At 71.4% G+C, this 17247-nt stretch carries 16 protein-coding genes; 12 read left to right on the top strand and 4 right to left on the bottom strand.

The annotated features are described in order from the left end of the window. The 5 genes from sucB to P3L51_RS28090 all read left to right on the top strand — a co-directional run. On the top strand, window positions 1-969 hold a 969-nt coding region (sucB, locus tag P3L51_RS28110), incomplete at its 5' end, for a 2-oxoglutarate dehydrogenase, E2 component, dihydrolipoamide succinyltransferase (RefSeq protein ID WP_354608115.1). 165 nt (window positions 970-1134) lie between these two features. Next, window positions 1135-1758, top strand: a complete 624-nt coding sequence (locus tag P3L51_RS28105) for a GntR family transcriptional regulator (protein WP_354608114.1) — start codon at window positions 1135-1137, stop codon at window positions 1756-1758. A gap of 216 nt (window positions 1759-1974) precedes the next feature. Next, window positions 1975-4644: a pyruvate dehydrogenase (acetyl-transferring), homodimeric type gene (aceE, locus tag P3L51_RS28100; protein WP_354608113.1), complete on the top strand. Its 2670-nt coding sequence runs from the start codon at window positions 1975-1977 to the stop codon at window positions 4642-4644. Window positions 4645-4831: 187 nt separating this feature from the next. After that, window positions 4832-5650 (top strand): MerR family transcriptional regulator, encoded by an 819-nt coding sequence (locus P3L51_RS28095; RefSeq protein ID WP_354608112.1) that lies wholly within the window; start codon window positions 4832-4834, stop codon window positions 5648-5650. Between the two features lie 54 nt (window positions 5651-5704). Beyond that, entirely contained in the window at window positions 5705-6670 is a 966-nt protein-coding gene (locus P3L51_RS28090; protein WP_354608111.1) for a helix-turn-helix transcriptional regulator, read from the top strand. Window positions 6671-6701: 31 nt separating this feature from the next. On the opposite strand, the gene P3L51_RS28085 is transcribed toward P3L51_RS28090, so the two are convergent. Further along, window positions 6702-7622 (bottom strand): SDR family oxidoreductase, encoded by a 921-nt coding sequence (locus P3L51_RS28085; protein WP_354608110.1) that lies wholly within the window; start codon window positions 7620-7622, stop codon window positions 6702-6704. Between the two features lie 158 nt (window positions 7623-7780). On the opposite strand from P3L51_RS28085, the gene P3L51_RS28080 reads away from it, so the two are divergent. Then, on the top strand, window positions 7781-8305 hold the full coding sequence (locus P3L51_RS28080) for a DUF4240 domain-containing protein (protein ID WP_354608109.1): 525 nt from the start codon (window positions 7781-7783) through the stop codon (window positions 8303-8305). An 18-nt stretch (window positions 8306-8323) separates the two neighbouring features. Here the strand turns inward: P3L51_RS28080 and P3L51_RS28075 are convergent, their stop codons facing one another. Continuing rightward, a complete protein-coding gene (locus P3L51_RS28075) occupies window positions 8324-8818 on the bottom strand; it encodes a GNAT family N-acetyltransferase (protein WP_354608108.1) in 495 nt (164 codons plus the stop codon). A 36-nt stretch (window positions 8819-8854) separates the two neighbouring features. Between P3L51_RS28075 and P3L51_RS28070 the strand changes: the two genes are divergently transcribed. Together P3L51_RS28070 and P3L51_RS28065 are read left to right on the top strand one after the other, a co-directional pair. Further along, on the top strand, window positions 8855-9757 hold the full coding sequence (locus P3L51_RS28070) for a TIGR01777 family oxidoreductase (protein ID WP_354608107.1): 903 nt from the start codon (window positions 8855-8857) through the stop codon (window positions 9755-9757). Between the two features lie 310 nt (window positions 9758-10067). Continuing rightward, window positions 10068-11468 carry an NAD(P)/FAD-dependent oxidoreductase gene (locus P3L51_RS28065; RefSeq protein ID WP_354608106.1) on the top strand — a complete coding sequence of 467 codons (1401 nt, stop codon included), beginning with the start codon at window positions 10068-10070 and terminating at the stop codon, window positions 11466-11468. Window positions 11469-11498: 30 nt separating this feature from the next. Here P3L51_RS28065 and P3L51_RS28060 read toward each other — a convergent pair whose 3' ends face one another. Further along, a complete protein-coding gene (locus tag P3L51_RS28060; RefSeq protein ID WP_354608105.1) occupies window positions 11499-13142 on the bottom strand; it encodes an NsdA family TPR-like regulatory protein in 1644 nt (547 codons plus the stop codon). Between the two features lie 301 nt (window positions 13143-13443). Here P3L51_RS28060 and lipB point away from each other — a divergent pair, with 301 nt between their 5' ends. The 4 genes from lipB to P3L51_RS28040 all read left to right on the top strand — a co-directional run bounded on the left by lipB (window position 13444) and on the right by P3L51_RS28040 (window position 16626). Continuing rightward, window positions 13444-14274, top strand: coding sequence for a lipoyl(octanoyl) transferase LipB (lipB, locus tag P3L51_RS28055; RefSeq protein WP_354608104.1), 831 nt, complete (start codon window positions 13444-13446; stop codon window positions 14272-14274). A gap of 150 nt (window positions 14275-14424) precedes the next feature. After that, window positions 14425-15390: a lipoyl synthase gene (gene lipA / locus P3L51_RS28050; RefSeq protein WP_354608103.1), complete on the top strand. Its 966-nt coding sequence runs from the start codon at window positions 14425-14427 to the stop codon at window positions 15388-15390. Between the two features lie 284 nt (window positions 15391-15674). Beyond that, window positions 15675-15917 (top strand): SCO2195 family GlnR-regulated protein, encoded by a 243-nt coding sequence (locus tag P3L51_RS28045; RefSeq protein ID WP_354608102.1) that lies wholly within the window; start codon window positions 15675-15677, stop codon window positions 15915-15917. Between the two features lie 10 nt (window positions 15918-15927). Then, window positions 15928-16626: a DUF4191 domain-containing protein gene (locus P3L51_RS28040; protein WP_354608101.1), complete on the top strand. Its 699-nt coding sequence runs from the start codon at window positions 15928-15930 to the stop codon at window positions 16624-16626. A 96-nt stretch (window positions 16627-16722) separates the two neighbouring features. Here the strand turns inward: P3L51_RS28040 and P3L51_RS28035 are convergent, their stop codons facing one another. After that, window positions 16723-17187, bottom strand: a complete 465-nt coding sequence (locus tag P3L51_RS28035) for an RDD family protein (protein ID WP_354608100.1) — start codon at window positions 17185-17187, stop codon at window positions 16723-16725. Between the last annotated feature and the right edge of the window lie 60 nt (window positions 17188-17247).

The following is a 17247-nucleotide window of genomic DNA, read 5'->3' as shown; positions in this document are numbered from 1 at the left end:
CCCGCCGCTGCCGCTCCCGCCGCCGGTTCCGGCGACGACGGCGCGTACGTGACACCGCTCGTGCGCAAGCTCGCCGCGGAGAACGGCGTCGACCTGGCCTCGGTCAAGGGCACCGGCGTCGGCGGCCGTATCCGCAAGCAGGACGTCGTCGCCGCCGCGGAGGCCGCCAAGGCCGCCGCGCAGGCTCCGGCACCCGCCGCCGCTCCGGCCGCCGCGTCGAAGGCCCCCAAGCTGGAGGTCTCCCCGCTGCGTGGCCAGACGGTCAAGATGCCGCGGATGCGCAAGGTCATCGGCGACAACCTGATGAAGGCGCTGCACGGCCAGGCCCAGCTGACGTCGGTCGTCGAGGTCGACATCACGAAGCTGATGAAGCTGCGCGCGCAGGCCAAGGACTCCTTCGCCGCCCGCGAGGGCGTGAAGCTGTCCCCGATGCCGTTCTTCGTCAAGGCCGCGGCCCAGGCGCTGAAGGCGAACCCGGTCGTCAACGCCCGTATCAACGAGGCCGAGGGCACCATCACGTACTTCGACTCGGAGAACATCGGCATCGCCGTGGACTCCGAGAAGGGTCTGATGACGCCGGTCATCAAGGGCGCGGGCGACCTGAACCTCGCCGGCATCGCGAAGAAGACCGCCGAGCTGGCGGGCAAGGTCCGCGGCAGCAAGATCACGCCGGACGAGCTGTCCGGCGCGACCTTCGCCATCAGCAACACCGGTTCGCGCGGCGCCCTGTTCGACACGATCATCGTGCCCCCGAACCAGGTCGCCATCCTGGGCATCGGCGCGACGGTCCGCCGTCCGGTGGTCATCAACCACCCGGACCTCGGCGAGACGATCGCGGTGCGCGACATGGTCCACGTCGTGCTCTCCTACGACCACCGCCTGGTGGACGGCGCGGACGCCGCCCGTTACCTGACGGCGGTCAAGGCGATCCTGGAGGCGGGCGAGTTCGAGGTCGAGCTCGGCCTGTAGGCAGCCCTGTTGGCAGCCGCTATACGTCACGACGGCGCCCCCGACCGGAGAGATCCGGTCGGGGGCGCCGTCGTGTGCGTGAACCCCACCGTGCCCCCGCCCGTACGGGGACGACCCCGCCCAAGAGGGGTAACCTCGGCCTCGGTCACCAGAAGGAGCCCCGACATGACCCCGCCCGTCATCCACTCGCTGCGCGAGCAGATCCGCGAGCACATCGTGGAGGGCATCGTCAGCGGACGCTGGAAGCCGGGTGAGCGGATCGTCGAGCGGCGGATCGCGACCGAGCTGGCCGTCAGCCAGACGCCCGTACGCGAGGCGCTGCGCGAACTGGAGTCGTTGCGGCTGATCGAGTCCGCGCCGAACAAGGGCGTGCGCGTGCGTAATCTGACCGCCGCTGATCTTGAGGAGAGCTACCCCGTGCGGGCCGGGCTGGAGCAGATCGCCGCCGAGCTGGCCGCCGAGCGGCTGGCGGCCGACACCTCCGCCCTGGAGCCGCATGTGACGGCGCTGTACGAGGCCGACCGGCGGGCCGACGGGACGGCGCAGGTGCGGCACACCGTCGACTTCCACCGCGAGCTGGTGCGTGCCGCCGGGAACAGCGTGCTGCTGCACACCTGGGAAGGGCTCGGCATCGAGGTGTTCACAGCGCTGTCGATCCGGTGGCTCGGCACGGTCCAGAAGTCCTACGCCGAGGAGCACCAGGCGCTGGTGGAGGCCTTCCGCCGCCGGGATCCGCTCATCGGCGCACTGGTGAAGGACCACGTGCTCGGATGTGCACCGCGCGCCTGAACCGGCGACCGTTTCGTGCCGTTTCGCGGCGTCACCGCGTGCCCCGCCCATCGGCACTGAATGCCAATTTCTTCAGATCATGAAATTTTGCCGTCAACTCTTTGATCGATCATCGATCAGCGACTTACAGTCGACAGCGGGCTGCACCCAGCCCATCGCCCTGTCCTGCCAGACAAGGCTTCTCTCGACCCTCCTCCTGGCCGGAAGGCGGCGACCATGCCCGACCCCGTAGGCAAGCTTCCGAGCGAGCTCGACCAGCTCCCGGACCGCGACGCCGAGGAAACCGCCGAATGGGCGGCCTCTCTCGACGCCGTCACCGAGCACGCGGGCCCGCACCGTGCGGCGTACCTGATGCGGCGCACGCTCCAGCACGCCGCGAGCGCCGGGGTTCCCGTGCCCGCCCTGCTGGAGACGGACTACCTCAACACCATCCCGACCGCCGCCGAGCCCGCCTTCGACGGCGACGAGGCGATGGAGAGCCGCATCGCCGGCTGGAACCGCTGGAACGCCGCCGCCATGGTCACCCGTGGCTCGCGTTTCGGCGTCGGTGGGCACATCGCCACCTTCGCCTCCGCCGCCTGGCTCTACGAGACGGGCTTCAACCACTTCTTCCGCGGCAAGGAGGGGGACGGCTCGGGCGACCAGCTCTACATACAGGGCCATGCCTCCCCCGGCATCTACGCCCGCGCGTTCCTCGACGGCCGGCTCACCGAGGAGCACCTCGACAACTTCCGCCAGGAGGCCGGCGGCAACGGCCTCCCCTCCTACCCGCACCCGCGGCGGCTGCCCTGGCTGTGGGAGTTCCCCACCGTCTCCATGGGCCTCGGCCCGCTCTCCGCGATCTACCAGGCGCGCTTCAACCGCTACCTGACGAACCGCGGGATCAAGGACACCTCCGCCTCCCACGTCTGGGCGTTCCTCGGCGACGGCGAGATGGACGAGCCCGAGTCGACGGCGGCACTCGCCCTCGCGGCCCGTGAGGGGCTCGACAACCTCACCTTCGTCATCAACTGCAACCTCCAGCGCCTCGACGGCCCCGTCCGCGCGAACTTCAAGATCGTGCAGGAGCTGGAGTCCCAGTTCCGCGGCGCGGGCTGGAACGTCGTCAAGTCGCTGTGGGGCTCCGCCTGGGACGAGCTGTTCGCGCTCGACACCACGGGCGCCCTCGTAAGGAGGCTGCGCGCGGTGCCGGACGCGCAGTTCCAGACGTACGCGACCCGCGACGTGGCGTACATCCGTGAGCACTTCTTCGGCGCCGAGCCCGCGCTCGTCGAGCTGGCGAAGCTGCTGAGCGACGCGAAGATCGACGAGTGCTTCCACACCTCGCGCGGCGGCCACGAGGCCCGCAAGGTGTACGCGGCCTACCGCGCCGCGCTCGCCCACAAGGGCGCGCCGACCGTGGTCCTCGCGCAGACGGTGAAGGGCTACACGCTCGGCACCGGCTTCGAGTCGCGCAACGCCAACCACCAGATGAAGAAGCTCTCCGGCGACCAGTTCCGCACCATGCGGGACCTGCTCGAACTTCCCATCCCCGACTCGAAGTTGAACGACGAGCTGGTGCCCTACGGCCACCCCGGCGCCGACTCCCCCGAAGTCCGCTATCTACAGGAGCGGCGTGCGGAGCTCGGCGGGCCCGCCCCGGCCCGCCGAGTGCATGCCGTCGCGCTGCCCGAGCCGTCCGAGAAGGCGTTCCAGTCCGTCTACAAGGGCTCCGGCAAGCAGTCGGTCGCCACGACCATGGCGTTCGTCCGTCTCGTGAAGGACCTGATGCGGGACAAGGACACCGGCAGGCGCTGGGTCCCGATCGTCCCCGACGAGGCGCGTACGTTCGGCATGGAGGCGCTGTTCCCGTCGGCCGGCATCTACTCGCCGCTGGGCCAGACGTACGACCCGGTCGACCGCGACCAGATCATGTACTACAAGGAGGCCAAGGACGGCCAGATCCTCAACGAGGGGATCACCGAGGCCGGTTCGATGGCCGACTTCATCGCCGCCGCGACGTCGTACGCGACGCACGGCGAGACGATGATCCCGTTCTACATCTTCTACTCGATGTTCGGCTGGCAGCGCACGGGCGACCAGATGTGGCAGCTCGCCGACCAGCTCGGCAAGGGCTTCATCGTCGGCGCGACGGCCGGCCGTACGACCCTGACGGGCGAGGGCCTCCAGCACGCGGACGGCCACTCGCACCTCCTGGCGGCGACGAACCCGGCCTCGCTCAACTACGACCCGGCGTTCGCGTACGAGATCGCGGTCATCGTCAAGGACGGCCTGCGGCGGATGTACGGCCCCGACGCCGAGGACGTCTTCTACTACCTCACCGTCTACAACGAGCCGATGCCGCAGCCCGCCATGCCCGAGGGCGTCGAGGAAGGCATCATCAAGGGCCTGTACCGCTTCAAGGAGGGCGTGCCCGCCAAGGCGGACGCGCCGCGGCTCCAGCTCCTCGCCTCCGGTACGGCCATCCACTGGGTCCTCGCGGCCCAGGAACTGCTCGCCGCCGAGTGGGGTGTCACGGCCGACGTCTGGTCGGCGACGTCCTGGGGCGAGCTGCGCAGGGAGGCGCTGGAGTGCGACGAGGCGCTGCTGCGCGGCGAGCAGCGCACGCCGTACGTGACGCGCGCCCTGGACGGGGCGCCGGGGCCGGTGCTGGCCGTCAGCGACTGGATGCGCCAGGTGCCCGACCAGATCAGCCAGTGGGTCGAGCAGGACTACTCCTCGCTCGGTACGGACGGCTTCGGGCTCTCCGACACGCGTGACGCGGCCCGTCGCCACTTCGGTGTCGACGCCCGGTCGATCACGGTCGCGGCGCTGGCGCAGCTCGCGCGGCGTGGCGAGGTGCCCGCCTCGGCGGTGAAGGAGGCGCGCGAGCGCTACGGCCTCTGAGCGACACGTCCTCGGTGAGGAAGCGGCTTCCGCCGGCCCGTCGTGGCCGGTGGAGGCCGCTTTCGCATGGGGCGCCGTCCAAGGAGCCGTCCGAGTGCCTTCCGAGGTTCTTTCGAGGTTCTTACGAGGTCACGTCCACGGCATCCTTGACCCTGACACCGTGTGAAGCCGTGCAGTAGGGGACGTCATGTTCACCATCGGAGACTTCGCCAGGCACGGCCGCGTGTCGGCCCGGATGCTGCGTCACTACGACGCGATCGGGCTGCTGCGTCCCGCCCACACCGACCGGTTCAGCGGCTACCGCTATTACACGGCGGCCCAGCTCGCCCAGCTCAACCGTGTCATCGCCCTCAAGGATCTCGGCTTCACGCTCCAGCAGGTGCGGGAGATCCTGGAGGACCGGGTCGACTCGGACGAGCTGCGCGGGATGCTCACGCTGCGGCGGGCCGAGCTGGAAGCGGCGATGGCGGCGGCCGCCGCCAGGCTGGCCCAGGTCGAGGCGCGGCTCCGGTCGATCGAGAGCGAGGGGCGTATGCCCGCCGAGGACGTCGTCGTCAAGAGAATCCCCGCGGTACGGGTGGCCGAGCTGACCGCCGTGGCCGCCAGCTATGAACCCCAGCACATCGGACCCGTCATCGGTCCTCTGTACGAGGAGCTGTTCCGGCGCCTGGAGGCCGCCGGTGTGGCCCCGACGGGGCCCGGTATCGCCCGCTACGAGGACGCCCCCGAGGGGAACGGCGCGGTCGTCGTCCACGCGGGGATCACGGTCGCCGCCGAGCCGGCGCCCGGCCAGGACTTCGCGATCCTGGACCTGCCTCCCATCGAGCGGGCGGCGACCATCGTGCACCGGGGGTCGATGGAGACGATCATGCCGACCGCCCAGCTCCTGGCCCGCTGGATGGACACGGGCGGCCACCGCTCGGCGGGCTACGCCCGCGAGGTCAACCTCGAATGCCCGGCGGACAGGGAGAAGTGGGTGACCGAACTCCAGGAGCCCCTGGTCTAAGGGCCGGCCCGTCGGCCCGTCCGGACCACGGCGGCGCGCGTGGACAATGGGTCCATGCGCGCTGCCCGGCTGATCAAGATGGTGCTGCTCCTCCAGGCGCGGCCCTCCATGACCGGGGCCGAGCTGGCACGGGAGCTGGAGGTGTCCGAGCGCACCGTCACCCGCGACGCGCTGGCCCTCTCCGAGGCCGGAGTGCCCGTCTACGCGGACCGGGGGCGCTCGGGTGGCTACCGGCTCGTCGGCGGCTACCGCACCCGCCTGACGGGCCTGGCACGGGGCGAGGCGGAGGCCCTGTTCCTCTCCGGGCTGCCGAACGCGCTCCGTGAGATGGGCCTTCAGGACGCGGCGTCCGCCGCCCGGCTGAAGGTGTCGGCGGCGCTGCTCCCCTCCCTGAAGGGGGCGTCGGACTCGGCGGCGCGGCGTTTCCACCTGGACGCCCCCGGCTGGTACCAGGAACCGGAGACTCCGGAGCTGCTGCCGGCCGTCGCCGAGGCCGTGTGGGACGACCGCGCCGTCATGGCCCGCTACCGGCGCCAGGACGCCGAGGTGAAGCGGGAGTTGGCACCGTACGGACTCGTGCTCAAGGCGGGCGTCTGGTACCTCTGCGCCCGTGTCGACGCGTCCTTCCGGGTCTACCGGATCGACCGCTTCACGGAGATCACCCTCTCGGAGGAGCGCTTCGAGCGGGACGACTCCTTCGACCTGTCCGCCTTCTGGGACGAGCGGGCGGCACAGTTCGCGCGGTCGATCCTCCGTACGGAGGTGGTGCTCCGGCTCTCCCCGGACGGCCTGCGCCTGCTGCCGTACCTGACCGACCGGGCCTCGGCCCGGGAAGCCGCCGAGGCCGCGGGCCCGCCGGACGAGGACGGCTGGACGACCCTCACACTTCCGGTCGAGTCCGCCGACGTGGCGTTCTCCCAGCTCTTCGCCTTCGGGCCGGAGTTGGAGGTGCTGGAGCCGGCGGAGCTGCGATCCCGCTTCGCCGACTCCGCCGACCGCACAGCGCGCCTCTACCGGTAGCCGGCCACCCGGCCGCCCCCGCCGGACGCCGTTACCGGTAGCCGTCCATGGGGACCTCCGTGCCGGGCGACGCCGCCTCCGCCGCCATGTACCCCCACATGTCCGGCCGGCTGCCGTCCACGTCCGTGACGCCGTACTCCTTCGCCAGCTGCCCGCTGGAGAGCACCTGTCCCGCCCAGCGCTCCCGCCCCGGGTCCGCGACGAGCGCCGCGACTCCCCGGCCCACGTACGCCGGTGTCTCCGACAGCGCGAAGTGCCGGTGGATCTTGATTCCGTCCCGCCAGTCCGCCTCGGTGATGCCGAAGCCGTCGAGCATCTCCTCGGAGCGCAGGAAGCCGGGGGTGACCGCGACCGCCGTGCCGCCCACGGCCTTCAGCTCCTCGGCCAGCAGGTACGCCATCCGGATCGGGGCGTTCTTGGCGAGGTCGTAGTAGAAGTTCTCCCGCGGCGTCCTGTTCGACTCGGCCGTGCCGTCGGTGACCTCGATGACGAGCCCGCCCGGCCGCCGTACGAGCAGCGGCAGCGCGACGGAGCTGGTGATCAGATGGGTCTTCACCCCCAGATCGAGCATCCGCAGCCCGCGCTCCAGATCCAGTTCCCACACAGGGATGTTGAAGTCCAGGAACTTGTTCCCGCCCCACACGTCGTTGACCAGCACATCCAGCCGGCCCTGCTCCCGGTCGATCCGCTCCACCAGCGCCCGTACCCGCTCGACCTCCAGATGGTCGGTCGGTACGGCGATGCCCTCGCCGCCCGCGCGGGTGACCAGTTCGGCGGTCTCCTCGATGGTCTCCGTGTGCCGCCCCACCTCGCTGACCCGCTCACGCGTGGTGCGCCCCGTCACGTACACCGTTGCCCCCGCGGCGCCCAGCTCCACGGCGATCGCCCGGCCCGCGCCCCGGGTGGCCCCGGCCACCAGTGCGATCTTTCCTGCCAACGGCTTGTCGGTCATCAGCCGCCTCCCTCTCTCTCGGTCTCTCACCGCGACCGTTCCACGGAAAGGAGACATCTTCTGTCCGGCATCCGGGGCCACCTCACCCGTCCACGCGGATCTCCCCCGCTTTCCGCACTCCGCGTGCGCCGCCCCTCGCCAAGCACGATGCTGTACCCGTGACCGACGAGACGGAGTTCTGGGAGATCATCGACGCCACGCGCGAGGCCGCCGACGGCGACCCGGACGAGCACGCCGATCTCCTCGTGGAGCGGCTGCTCCAGCTGGACCCCGACTCGGTCCTGGACTTCGCCCGGCACTTCGAGACCCGCTACAACCGCGCCTACCACTGGGATCTGTGGGCGGCCGCCTCGATTCTGCTCGGCGGCGCGAGCGACGACGCGTTCGACTACTTCCGCTGCTGGCTCATCGGTCAGGGCCGGGAGGTCTTCGAGGGTGCGGTGCACGACCCGGACAGCCTCGCGGAGCTGATCGACGAGTTCGACGAGGAGATCGACGGCGACGGCGAGGAGCTGGGGTACGCGGCGGACGAGGCGTACGAACAGCTCACCGGCGCCGTCACGCCCAACCTGGAGGTCGCCCCGCAGGCCCCGGAGCCCGAGGGCACGCCGGTCGACTTCGAGGACTCACAGGCACTCGCCGACCGGCTCCCCCGCCTCTGGGAGCGGTTCGGCGTCGACTGACCGCGCGCCCCGCCGCCATCAGACGTCCAGCGAACGGCCCATGAGGACGTCGTCCACGTACCGCCGGTCCAGGAAGAACTCCCCGGGCAGCACGCCCTCCACGACGAAGCCCTCCGCCTCGTAGAGCGTGCGCGCCGGCTTGTTGTGCCCGAGCACCCGCAGCGTCATCCGCACCGCGCCCTCGGCGCGCGCCCTCTCCATCGCCGCGCGCAGCAGCAGCCGCGCCACGCCACGGCCGCGCGCCCACTCGTGCACGGTGAGCCCCTGGATCTGCCGGACGTGCGCGTTGCACGCGAGCGGGGTGGGCACCGCCAACCGGAGGTAACCGGCGATCCGGCCGTCGACCTCGGCGACCAGATAGTCCTGAGGCCGGTGACGCGAGTCGAAGAACGGCCCGAACGGCGCCTCCTGCCGGGGCGTGACCGCGTGGAGGAACGACCAGGTGTCGTGGTCGAGACGGCTCAGCGCGCCGTCGTCCGGCGCGAGAGCGGCACGTATGAGTGGTTCCGGCATGGCAGCAACTGTCCCATGTGCGCGGGGAGCGGCAGGATGGTTTTCATGAGGATCGCGATCACCGGCTCCAACGGGCTCATCGGCACGGCGCTCACGCGCTCCCTGCGAGCGGACGGGCACGACGTGGTCCGCCTGGTCCGGCATCCCTCCCGCGCGGGCGACGAGGTCGAGTGGGACCCCTCCCGCCAGTACGTGGACGTGAGCGGGCTGTACGGCTGCGAGGCCGTCGTCCATCTCGCGGGCGCGGGGGTGGCGGACCACCGGTGGACCGACGCGTACAAGAAGGAGATCAAGGACAGCCGCGTCCTCGGTACGGCGGCGGTCGCCGAGGCCGTCGCCTCCCTGGACACCCCGCCCGAGGTCCTGGTGTGCGGGTCGGCCATCGGCTTCTACGGCGATACGGGCGACCGCCCGGTGGACGAGTCGGCGCCGCCCGGCGAGGGGTTCCTGCCCTCCGTGTGCGTCGAGTGGGAGGACTCCGCCGCCGCCGCGTCGGACGCGGGCGTACGGACGGTGTTCGCCCGCACGGGGCTCGTCGTGGCCCGCGAAGGCGGCGCCTGGGGGCGGCTGTTCCCCATCTTCCGGGCGGGGCTGGGCGGTCGGATCGGGGACGGGCGGCAGTACTGGAGCTTCATCTCCCTGCACGACCATGTGGCGGCGTTGCGGCATCTGATCGACACGGAGACCTTGTCGGGCCCGGTGAACCTCACGGCCCCCGAGCCGGTGACGAACCGTGAGGTCACGGCGGCAATGGGCCGCGTGCTGCGCCGCCCGACGGTCTTCGCGGTGCCGTCCGTGGCGCTGAAGGTGGCGCTGGGTGAGTTCTCGGTGGACGTACTGAGCAGCCAGCGGGTGCGGCCGGCGCGGCTGCTGGAGTCGGGGTTCACGTTCGCGTTCCCAAAGATCGACGAATCGATCCGCGCGGCGTTGCGGGTGTAGTGGGCGGGGGTTTCGCGTGCCGGTGGTGTCCGGGTGTCCGGGGAGGACAACGCGCCGTACCCCGGCGGTGCCGGCCGGGTAGCACGGCGTGAGGGCGGCACGGAACCCCGTCCCCGCAACGAAACAGCAACCCGCCCGAACACCACCCCCGGAGGGCCCCGTGCGCCCTACACGCTCCGATGCCCCCGCCACTGCGCGACTGCGAAGGCCCGGTTCCCTTCCTAGTCTCGATCCGCGCTCAGATATTCCCTGGATGGGCCGAGGCACGAGCCCCGGACCTGACAGCCGCGCCGACCTCGGGGAGGGGCACGTGCTCAGTACGGAACATCACGCGGACGTCGTCATCATTGGCGCCGGAATCGCCGGCCTGTCGGCCGCTCATCAGCTGACCCGCGCCGGTGTAACAGTCACCGTCCTGGAGGCCGCCCCTTACATCGGCGGCAGGATGGCCACCGAGCACCTCGACGGCTTCCTCCTCGACCGCATCGGCCAGATGCTCAACACCTCCTACCCGGAACTGCTCCGCACCCCGGCCCTGTCCGACGCCGCGTTACGTACGTTCTCGCCGGGCGTGCTCGTCCACAGCGAGGGACGCCACCACCGCGCGGGCGTCACCGTCGCCGCAGGGAGCGCACGGGGCGCACTCACCGCCGCACGCGCCCTGGCAAGCGCCCCGCGCGCCCGGACCTCCCGCACCAGGACCCCACGGCCCCGCGTCCCGGGCGCCAGGGCCGTACGGCTCAACTCCCGCCCCCCACTGGGCAACGCGCTCGATCAGGCCCGCCTCCACGCGGCTTTCGGCCGTCTCGCGACCACGCCGGTGAACCGTCTGCTGGCCCGCCCCGAACGCCCCGCCCTCGCCGCGCTGTCCGCGCGCGGACTGCCCGCGCGGACGGTCGACGGCTTCGTACGCCCGCTGCTGTCCGCGCTGCTCTGCGACCCGGACCTGACCACGTCGAGCCGCTGCGCCGACCTGGCCCTGCGCAGCTTCGCCCGGGGCCGGCTGTGCGTCCCCGAGGGCGGTGCCACCGCCCTGCCGGAGCTGCTGGCGGCCACGCTGCCGCCCGGCACGGTGCGGACGGGCGTGTGCGTGACGGACGCGTCGATCAGCTCCGTCGGTACGAAGGAGCACGGCGAGATCACCTGCCGCTCCCTGCTCGTGGCGACGGGCGCCCGCGCCGCCGCCGAGCTGCTGCCGGGCCTGCGGGTGCCGGACTTCCACCCCGTGACGGTCCTTCACCACACGGCCCCCACACCCCCGCTGACCGAACCGGCTCTGCTCCTCGACGGAGACCGGCGCGGCGGCCCCGTCGCGCACACCACGGTCATGAGCGCGGTGGACCCGTCACGCGCGCCGGCCGGCCGGGCGCTGATCTCCTCGACGGTGCTCGGACTGCGTACGCCGCCCCCCGAGGCGGAGCTCGACGGCGCGGTCCGCGCGCATCTCGCCACGCTGTACGGCACGTCGACCGCCGACTGGGAGCTGCTGGCCGTCCAGCACGACCCCGAGGCGGTCCCCGCCATGCCGGCGCCGCACGATCTGCGCCGCCAGGTGAGACTGCTGTCGGGCCTGTACGTGTGCGGGGACCACCGCGACACCAGCACCGTCCAGGGCGCGCTCTCGTCGGGCCGCAGGGCGGCGTACGCGATCCTGGACGATCTGGGCGTACGACCGGACCACGGGACCGCGCAGCTCCCCACAGCGGCGTAGGAGGCCGCGCGGCACCCCGGGCGGTGGCACTCAGCCGAACGCCGCGATCCGGTCCCGGTAGTTGCGTACCGGCGCGGCCTCCCGGTACGGCTCCAGCCGCCGTTCGAAGTCCCGTACGTAGTCCACCGCGCGCGCCGAACGGATCTCGGTCGCCTGCTGCGCGGCCTCCGCTCCCAGCGCGCACGCCTGGTCCAGTTCGCCGAGCCCCAGGCGGGCGGAGGCGAGCACCACGCGGCAGAACAGCCGGCTGCGCGCGAACGCGGGTGACCGCAACTGGAGCGAGCGCTCGGCGTGTTGGACGGCGGCGCGGTACTGCTGGAGATCCCGGTAGCTGTGCCCGAACTCGTCGGCGAGCTGCCCTTCGTCGAAGGTGCGCGCCCAGTGCGGCACCTCGTCGCCGGGCCGCGCCGACTCCAGGGCGCGCTCGGCCCGCGCGAGCGAGGTGGTGCAGGCCCGCGCCTCACCGAGCACGGCGTGCCCGCGCGCCTCGACGGAGTGCAGCAGCGCCTGCACCACGGGTGGCGCGGACGAGCCGACACCCTGCTGGGCCACGCGGGCGAGCTGGACCGCCTCCCGGCCGTGGCCGAGGTAGACGGCCTGGCGGCTCATGGTGATCAGGACGAAGGAGCCGTACGCCCGGTCGCCCGCCGCCTGGGACAGCCGCAGCGCCTGTACGAAGTAGCGCTGGGCGAGCCCGTGCGCGGCGATGTCGTACGAGGTCCAGCCGGCCAGTCTGGTCAGGTCGGCCGCGGCGGCGAACAGCCGTCGCCCGGTGGTCTCGCCGTACACACCGCGGAGCATCGGCTCGCACTCGTGCTCCAGATACCGGACGAGTGCCTGGCGGGCGTGGCCGCCGCCGTACGCCTGGTCGAGGGTCCGGAACAGCTCGCTGACGGAGCGGAGAGCCGCGATGTCGCTGCCACCGACCCGCTGTCCCGCGACGCGGTCCGTCTGCCGGACCGGTGGAACACCGGCGGGGAGGCCCTGCCGGGGCACGGTCCCGCGGCCCTGGGCGGGCACCCGGACGCCCACCGGTCCCACGGGGCCGCCACCGCCTCCGTAGGAGGAGGACGAAGACGACGATGACGACGACGTCCCGTGCGGGGGCGCCCCCGCACCCCCGGGCCCGGCGCTCTGCCCCGGCACGGCGCCCGCCGCCGCGGTGCCCACCGGGGCGGACGACGACTGCGCGGACGACGACTGTGCGGACGACGACCCGTCGTGCCCGACCCGCTCGTCCGCGCGGCCGATCAGCCAGTCACGGCTCGGCACCACGAGCCCGGCCGGGGTGAACGCGATCTTGCGCAGCTCCGCGTGGCTCCCCGAGTCCTTGCGCCAGAGCCCGCCGACGATGTCGACGGCTTCCTCGGGGGTCGCCGCGAATTCCAGCCCCGCGTACACGGGCGCGCAGGCGTCCAGCCCCAGGTCCTGGGCGGACAGCCTGCGGCCGAGTCTGCGCGTGAAGACCTCGGCGATCAGTGCGGGCGTGGTGCCGCGTGGCTGCTGGCCGCGCAGCCAGCGCGTCACGGACGTCTTGTCGTACCGCAGGTCGAGGCCGTGTTCGAGCCCGAGCTGGTCCACCCGGCGGGCGAGACCTGCGTTGGAGAAACCGGCTTCTGCGATGAGCGCGGCGAGCTGGCGGTTGGGGATGCGCTGCGGAGGTCGTTCCGACATCAGCTGTACGGTCTCCTGCCTTCCGGGCCCCAGGAGCAGCCCTCATGGATCGGCGCGAATTTAGCGGTCGGAGCTGCCCGCGCCGTCACGTTCGTCCCACATTCATCCGATCGTGTGAGGATTGGGGGCTTAGCTGACGTGCCGCGTCCACCGGCCCCGGACCGCCTTCCGGGCCCTTCGGGCCTGCCGGACCGCTCAGGAGGGCGCGGCCGTACAGTGGCTGGGGCGCGATATGTGCACGTGCCCGGTTGTCACGGGGACACCCCCGGATCCCGGGCACAGAGCGAGGGAGGCAATGCCGGTGAGTGAGCTGCGGTTCGTCCATCTGGGCTTCGGCGGCGACGCCGTCGAGTACCGGGAGGCGTGGCAGAAGCAGCGCGAGGTCCACGCGGCCCGCTTCGCGGGCGAGATCCCCGACACCTGCCTGCTGCTCGAGCATCTGCCCGTCTACACGGCGGGGCGGCGTACCGAGGACAGTGAGCGCCCCCTGGACGGGACTCCTGTCGTGGACGTCGACCGCGGCGGCAAGATCACCTGGCACGGTCCGGGCCAGCTCGTCGGCTATCCGATCCTGCGACTGCCGCGCCCCGTGGACGTGGTGGCGCACGTACGCCGTCTGGAGGAGGCGCTGATCCGTACGGCGACGGACTTCGGCGTGCGGACGACTCGGGTCGAGGGCCGCAGCGGCGTATGGGTGCTCGGCGATCCGGTGGAGGAGCGCCCGGCCGTGGGCGGTCTGTCGCTGGACTTCGACCCCCGGGTGAACGACACGGAGTTCGACCCCCGTCTCAACGGCCCCGAATACGCCCCGTCCAACGCGGGCCAGCGCCGCGAGGACCGCAAGCTCGCCCAGATCGGCATCCGCGTCGCGAAGGGCGTGACGATGCACGGCTTCTCGATGAACGTGAACCCGGACAACACCTGGTTCGACAAGATCGTGCCGTGCGGGATCCGGGACGCGGGCGTGACGTCGCTCTCGTACGAACTCGGCCACGACCTCACGGTCGCCGAGGTGCTTCCGGTGGTGGAGCGCCATCTGCGCAACGTGCTGGAGCGGGCCGAGCCGAAACCCCGCGAGATCGAGGCCGATGCGAAGACCGTCGGCGAAGCCGTCGAGCCGGCGCGCGCCTGACCCCGACGGCCGGCGGGAATGCCCCTGAGCGCCCACCGGTTGTCCCTGAGCCATGCGACGCCATGGCCACTCACTACCGAGCAATCAACGGGCGTACTCTGGTGTTCGCCGAAGATTCGAATGCCGCGCCAGCAGAGAGAGGTGCCGGACGTGTCCGCTGTCGCACCCGACGGACGCAAGATGCTGCGCCTGGAGGTCCGGAACAGCCAGACCCCCATCGAGCGCAAGCCCGAGTGGATCAAGACCCGGGCGAAGATGGGGCCCGAGTACACCGCGATGCAGAAACTCGTGAAGAGCGAGGGTCTGCACACCGTGTGCCAGGAGGCCGGTTGTCCCAACATCTACGAGTGCTGGGAGGACCGCGAGGCGACCTTCCTCATCGGCGGCGACCAGTGCACGCGGCGCTGTGACTTCTGCCAGATCGACACGGGCAAGCCCGAGGCGCTGGACCGTGACGAGCCGCGCCGGGTCGGCGAGTCCGTCGTCACGATGGACCTGAACTACGCCACGATCACCGGCGTCGCGCGCGACGACCTCCAGGACGGCGGCGCGTGGCTGTACGCGGAGACCGTGCGCCAGATCCACGCGCAGACCGCGGAGCGCCAGGCGGGCCGTACGAAGGTCGAACTCCTCATCCCCGACTTCAACGCCGAGCCCGAGCAGCTGGCCGAGGTCTTCTCCTCGCGCCCGCAGGTGCTCGCGCACAACGTCGAGACGGTGCCGCGGATCTTCAAGAGGATCCGCCCCGGCTTCCGTTACGAGCGCTCCCTGGAGGTGATCACGCGGGCCCGCGAGGCCGGTCTGATCACCAAGTCCAATCTGATCCTCGGGATGGGCGAGACCCGCGAAGAGGTCAGCGACGCGCTGCGCGATCTGCACGACGCGGGCTGCGAGCTGATCACGATCACGCAGTATCTGCGGCCTTCCGCGCGGCACCACCCCGTCGAACGCTGGGTGAAGCCGCACGAGTTCGTGGAGCTGAAGGACGAGGCCGAGGAGATCGGCTACTCCGGTGTGATGTCGGGGCCGCTGGTCCGGTCCTCGTACCGCGCGGGACGGCTGTTCCAGCAGGCGATGGAGCGCCGGAGCGCGGAGTCTGTCCGCCAGGCGGTGTGAATCCGCCGGCTTCCGCCCGCTCGTTGCGCGCGCCCGCTGTGTGAATCCGAGCACAAGCGACTACTTAACAGTGACGGCCGCACCGCCGCGGCCCGTACGCTCCCCGCAGGCAAGGGGTGGGCGTACGGGCCGCGGCGTCGTTCGGGGGTACGGCTTCGGGCATTCACGACCGTTTGACCGCTTGGTCACGCACTGGTAACACCGGTGGGTAACCCTGGTGGGTACGTAGCCGCATCCTCTCCACCCGCACTCGTCCGCACTCGTTCCTAGGGGGAACAGCCACCATGCAGGCCGCGCCGGTACGACCCATCACCGAGGTGATGGCGGCAGCCAGCCGCCCCACCGCCCTGCCCTCCGTCTCCCACGCCCTGCGCGCCATGGAGTCACTCCTCCTCAGCAGCGGCCAGCGCAGGGCCCGCAGGAACGCCTGGACGGCCGTCCTGGAGGACCGCCGCAGGGCACAGGACCGGGTCGAGGCGCAGCACGTACTGGAGGCCGTGTCGGGCCGCACTTCCCGGGCCACGTAAACTTCCGTTCATGGCGAGGAAGGAAAACGCAGACACTGCTGCGGAAACTGGGCGACTGAAGCAGATCGCTCTTACCTACAAGATGACCCGACGGGTCGACAAGAGGGTCGGTCTCGTCGTCGCGGGCGTGGGAATCGTCACCTTCGGTGTCCTCCTCGCGATCGGCTTTCTGGTCGGTCACCCCATTTACCTGGGCATTCTGGGCTTCATTCTGGCCTTCCTCGCGATGGCGATCGTCTTCGGACGCCGCGCCGAGCGTGCTGCCTTCGGGCAGATGGAGGGCCAGCCGGGAGCGGCGGCGGCCGTGCTGGAGAACGTGGGCCGCGGCTGGTCCACGACCCCCGCGATCGCGATGAACCGCAGCCAGGACGTGATCCACCGCGCGGTCGGCAAGGCCGGCATCGTGCTGGTGGCCGAGGGCAACCCGAACCGGCTGAAAAGCCTGCTGGCGGCCGAGAAGAAGAAGATGGCGCGCATCGTCATCGATGTGCCGGTGCACGACATCATCGTCGGCGACGGCGAGGGTCAGGTGCCGCTGAAGAAGGTCCGTACGACGATGCTCAAGCTGCCTCGGGTGCTCTCCGGCCCGCAGGTGACGGCGGCCAACGACCGGTTGCGGGCGATGGGCGACCTGATGAGCAACATGCCGCTGCCGAAGGGCCCGATGCCGAAGGGCATGCGGATGCCGCGGGGCGGAAAGATGCGCTGACGGTCGAATCAGACGCGGAGGGCGGTGGGGAACGCGAGTTCCCCACCGCCCTCTCTTACGCCCGACCGAGTCTTACGCCCGACCGAGCTGACGTGACTAGATCCGCACCTGTACGGCGCGGGCGAGCCGGTCGTGCAGCCCGCGGCCGTCGCGGTCCCAGACCAGGGCGGGTACGGCGAGGCAGAGCAGCGCGCCGCGAGCCACGGCCCACCCGAAGCCGAGCCGGTCGCGGCTCTCGGAGACGACGCGCAGGCCGAAGACCCGCTTGCCGGGGGTGAAGCCGACCGTCCCGACGGTGAGGATGTTCAGGACGAGGAGAACGCCGAGCGCGTAGTTGGCGGCGCCCTGCGCGTCGCGGGCGAAGATCCCGTACGCGATCAGCATGCACAGCGCCCAGTCGAGGAAGAGCGCGCCGAAGCGCCGCCCGACGGGGGCGGCGGAACCGGGCCCCTCCTTCGGCAGTCCGAGGCGCTCGCCCCGGTACCCGAAGTCCGTGCCCATCTCCTCGGCCGTCGCGCGCGGTCCGGAGAGCCACGATCCGATTGCTTGCCTGTTGTCCACGCGACCACGGTACTGCGCACGTGTCCACGCACGGCCCCCTGGGGGTACGGATCGAGCCCA

It is taken from the genome of Streptomyces panacea (assembly GCF_040560175.1).
GTDB classification, from domain to species: Bacteria; Actinomycetota; Actinomycetes; order Streptomycetales; family Streptomycetaceae; genus Streptomyces; species Streptomyces panacea.
This window is presented reverse-complemented; position numbering and strand designations above follow the sequence as displayed.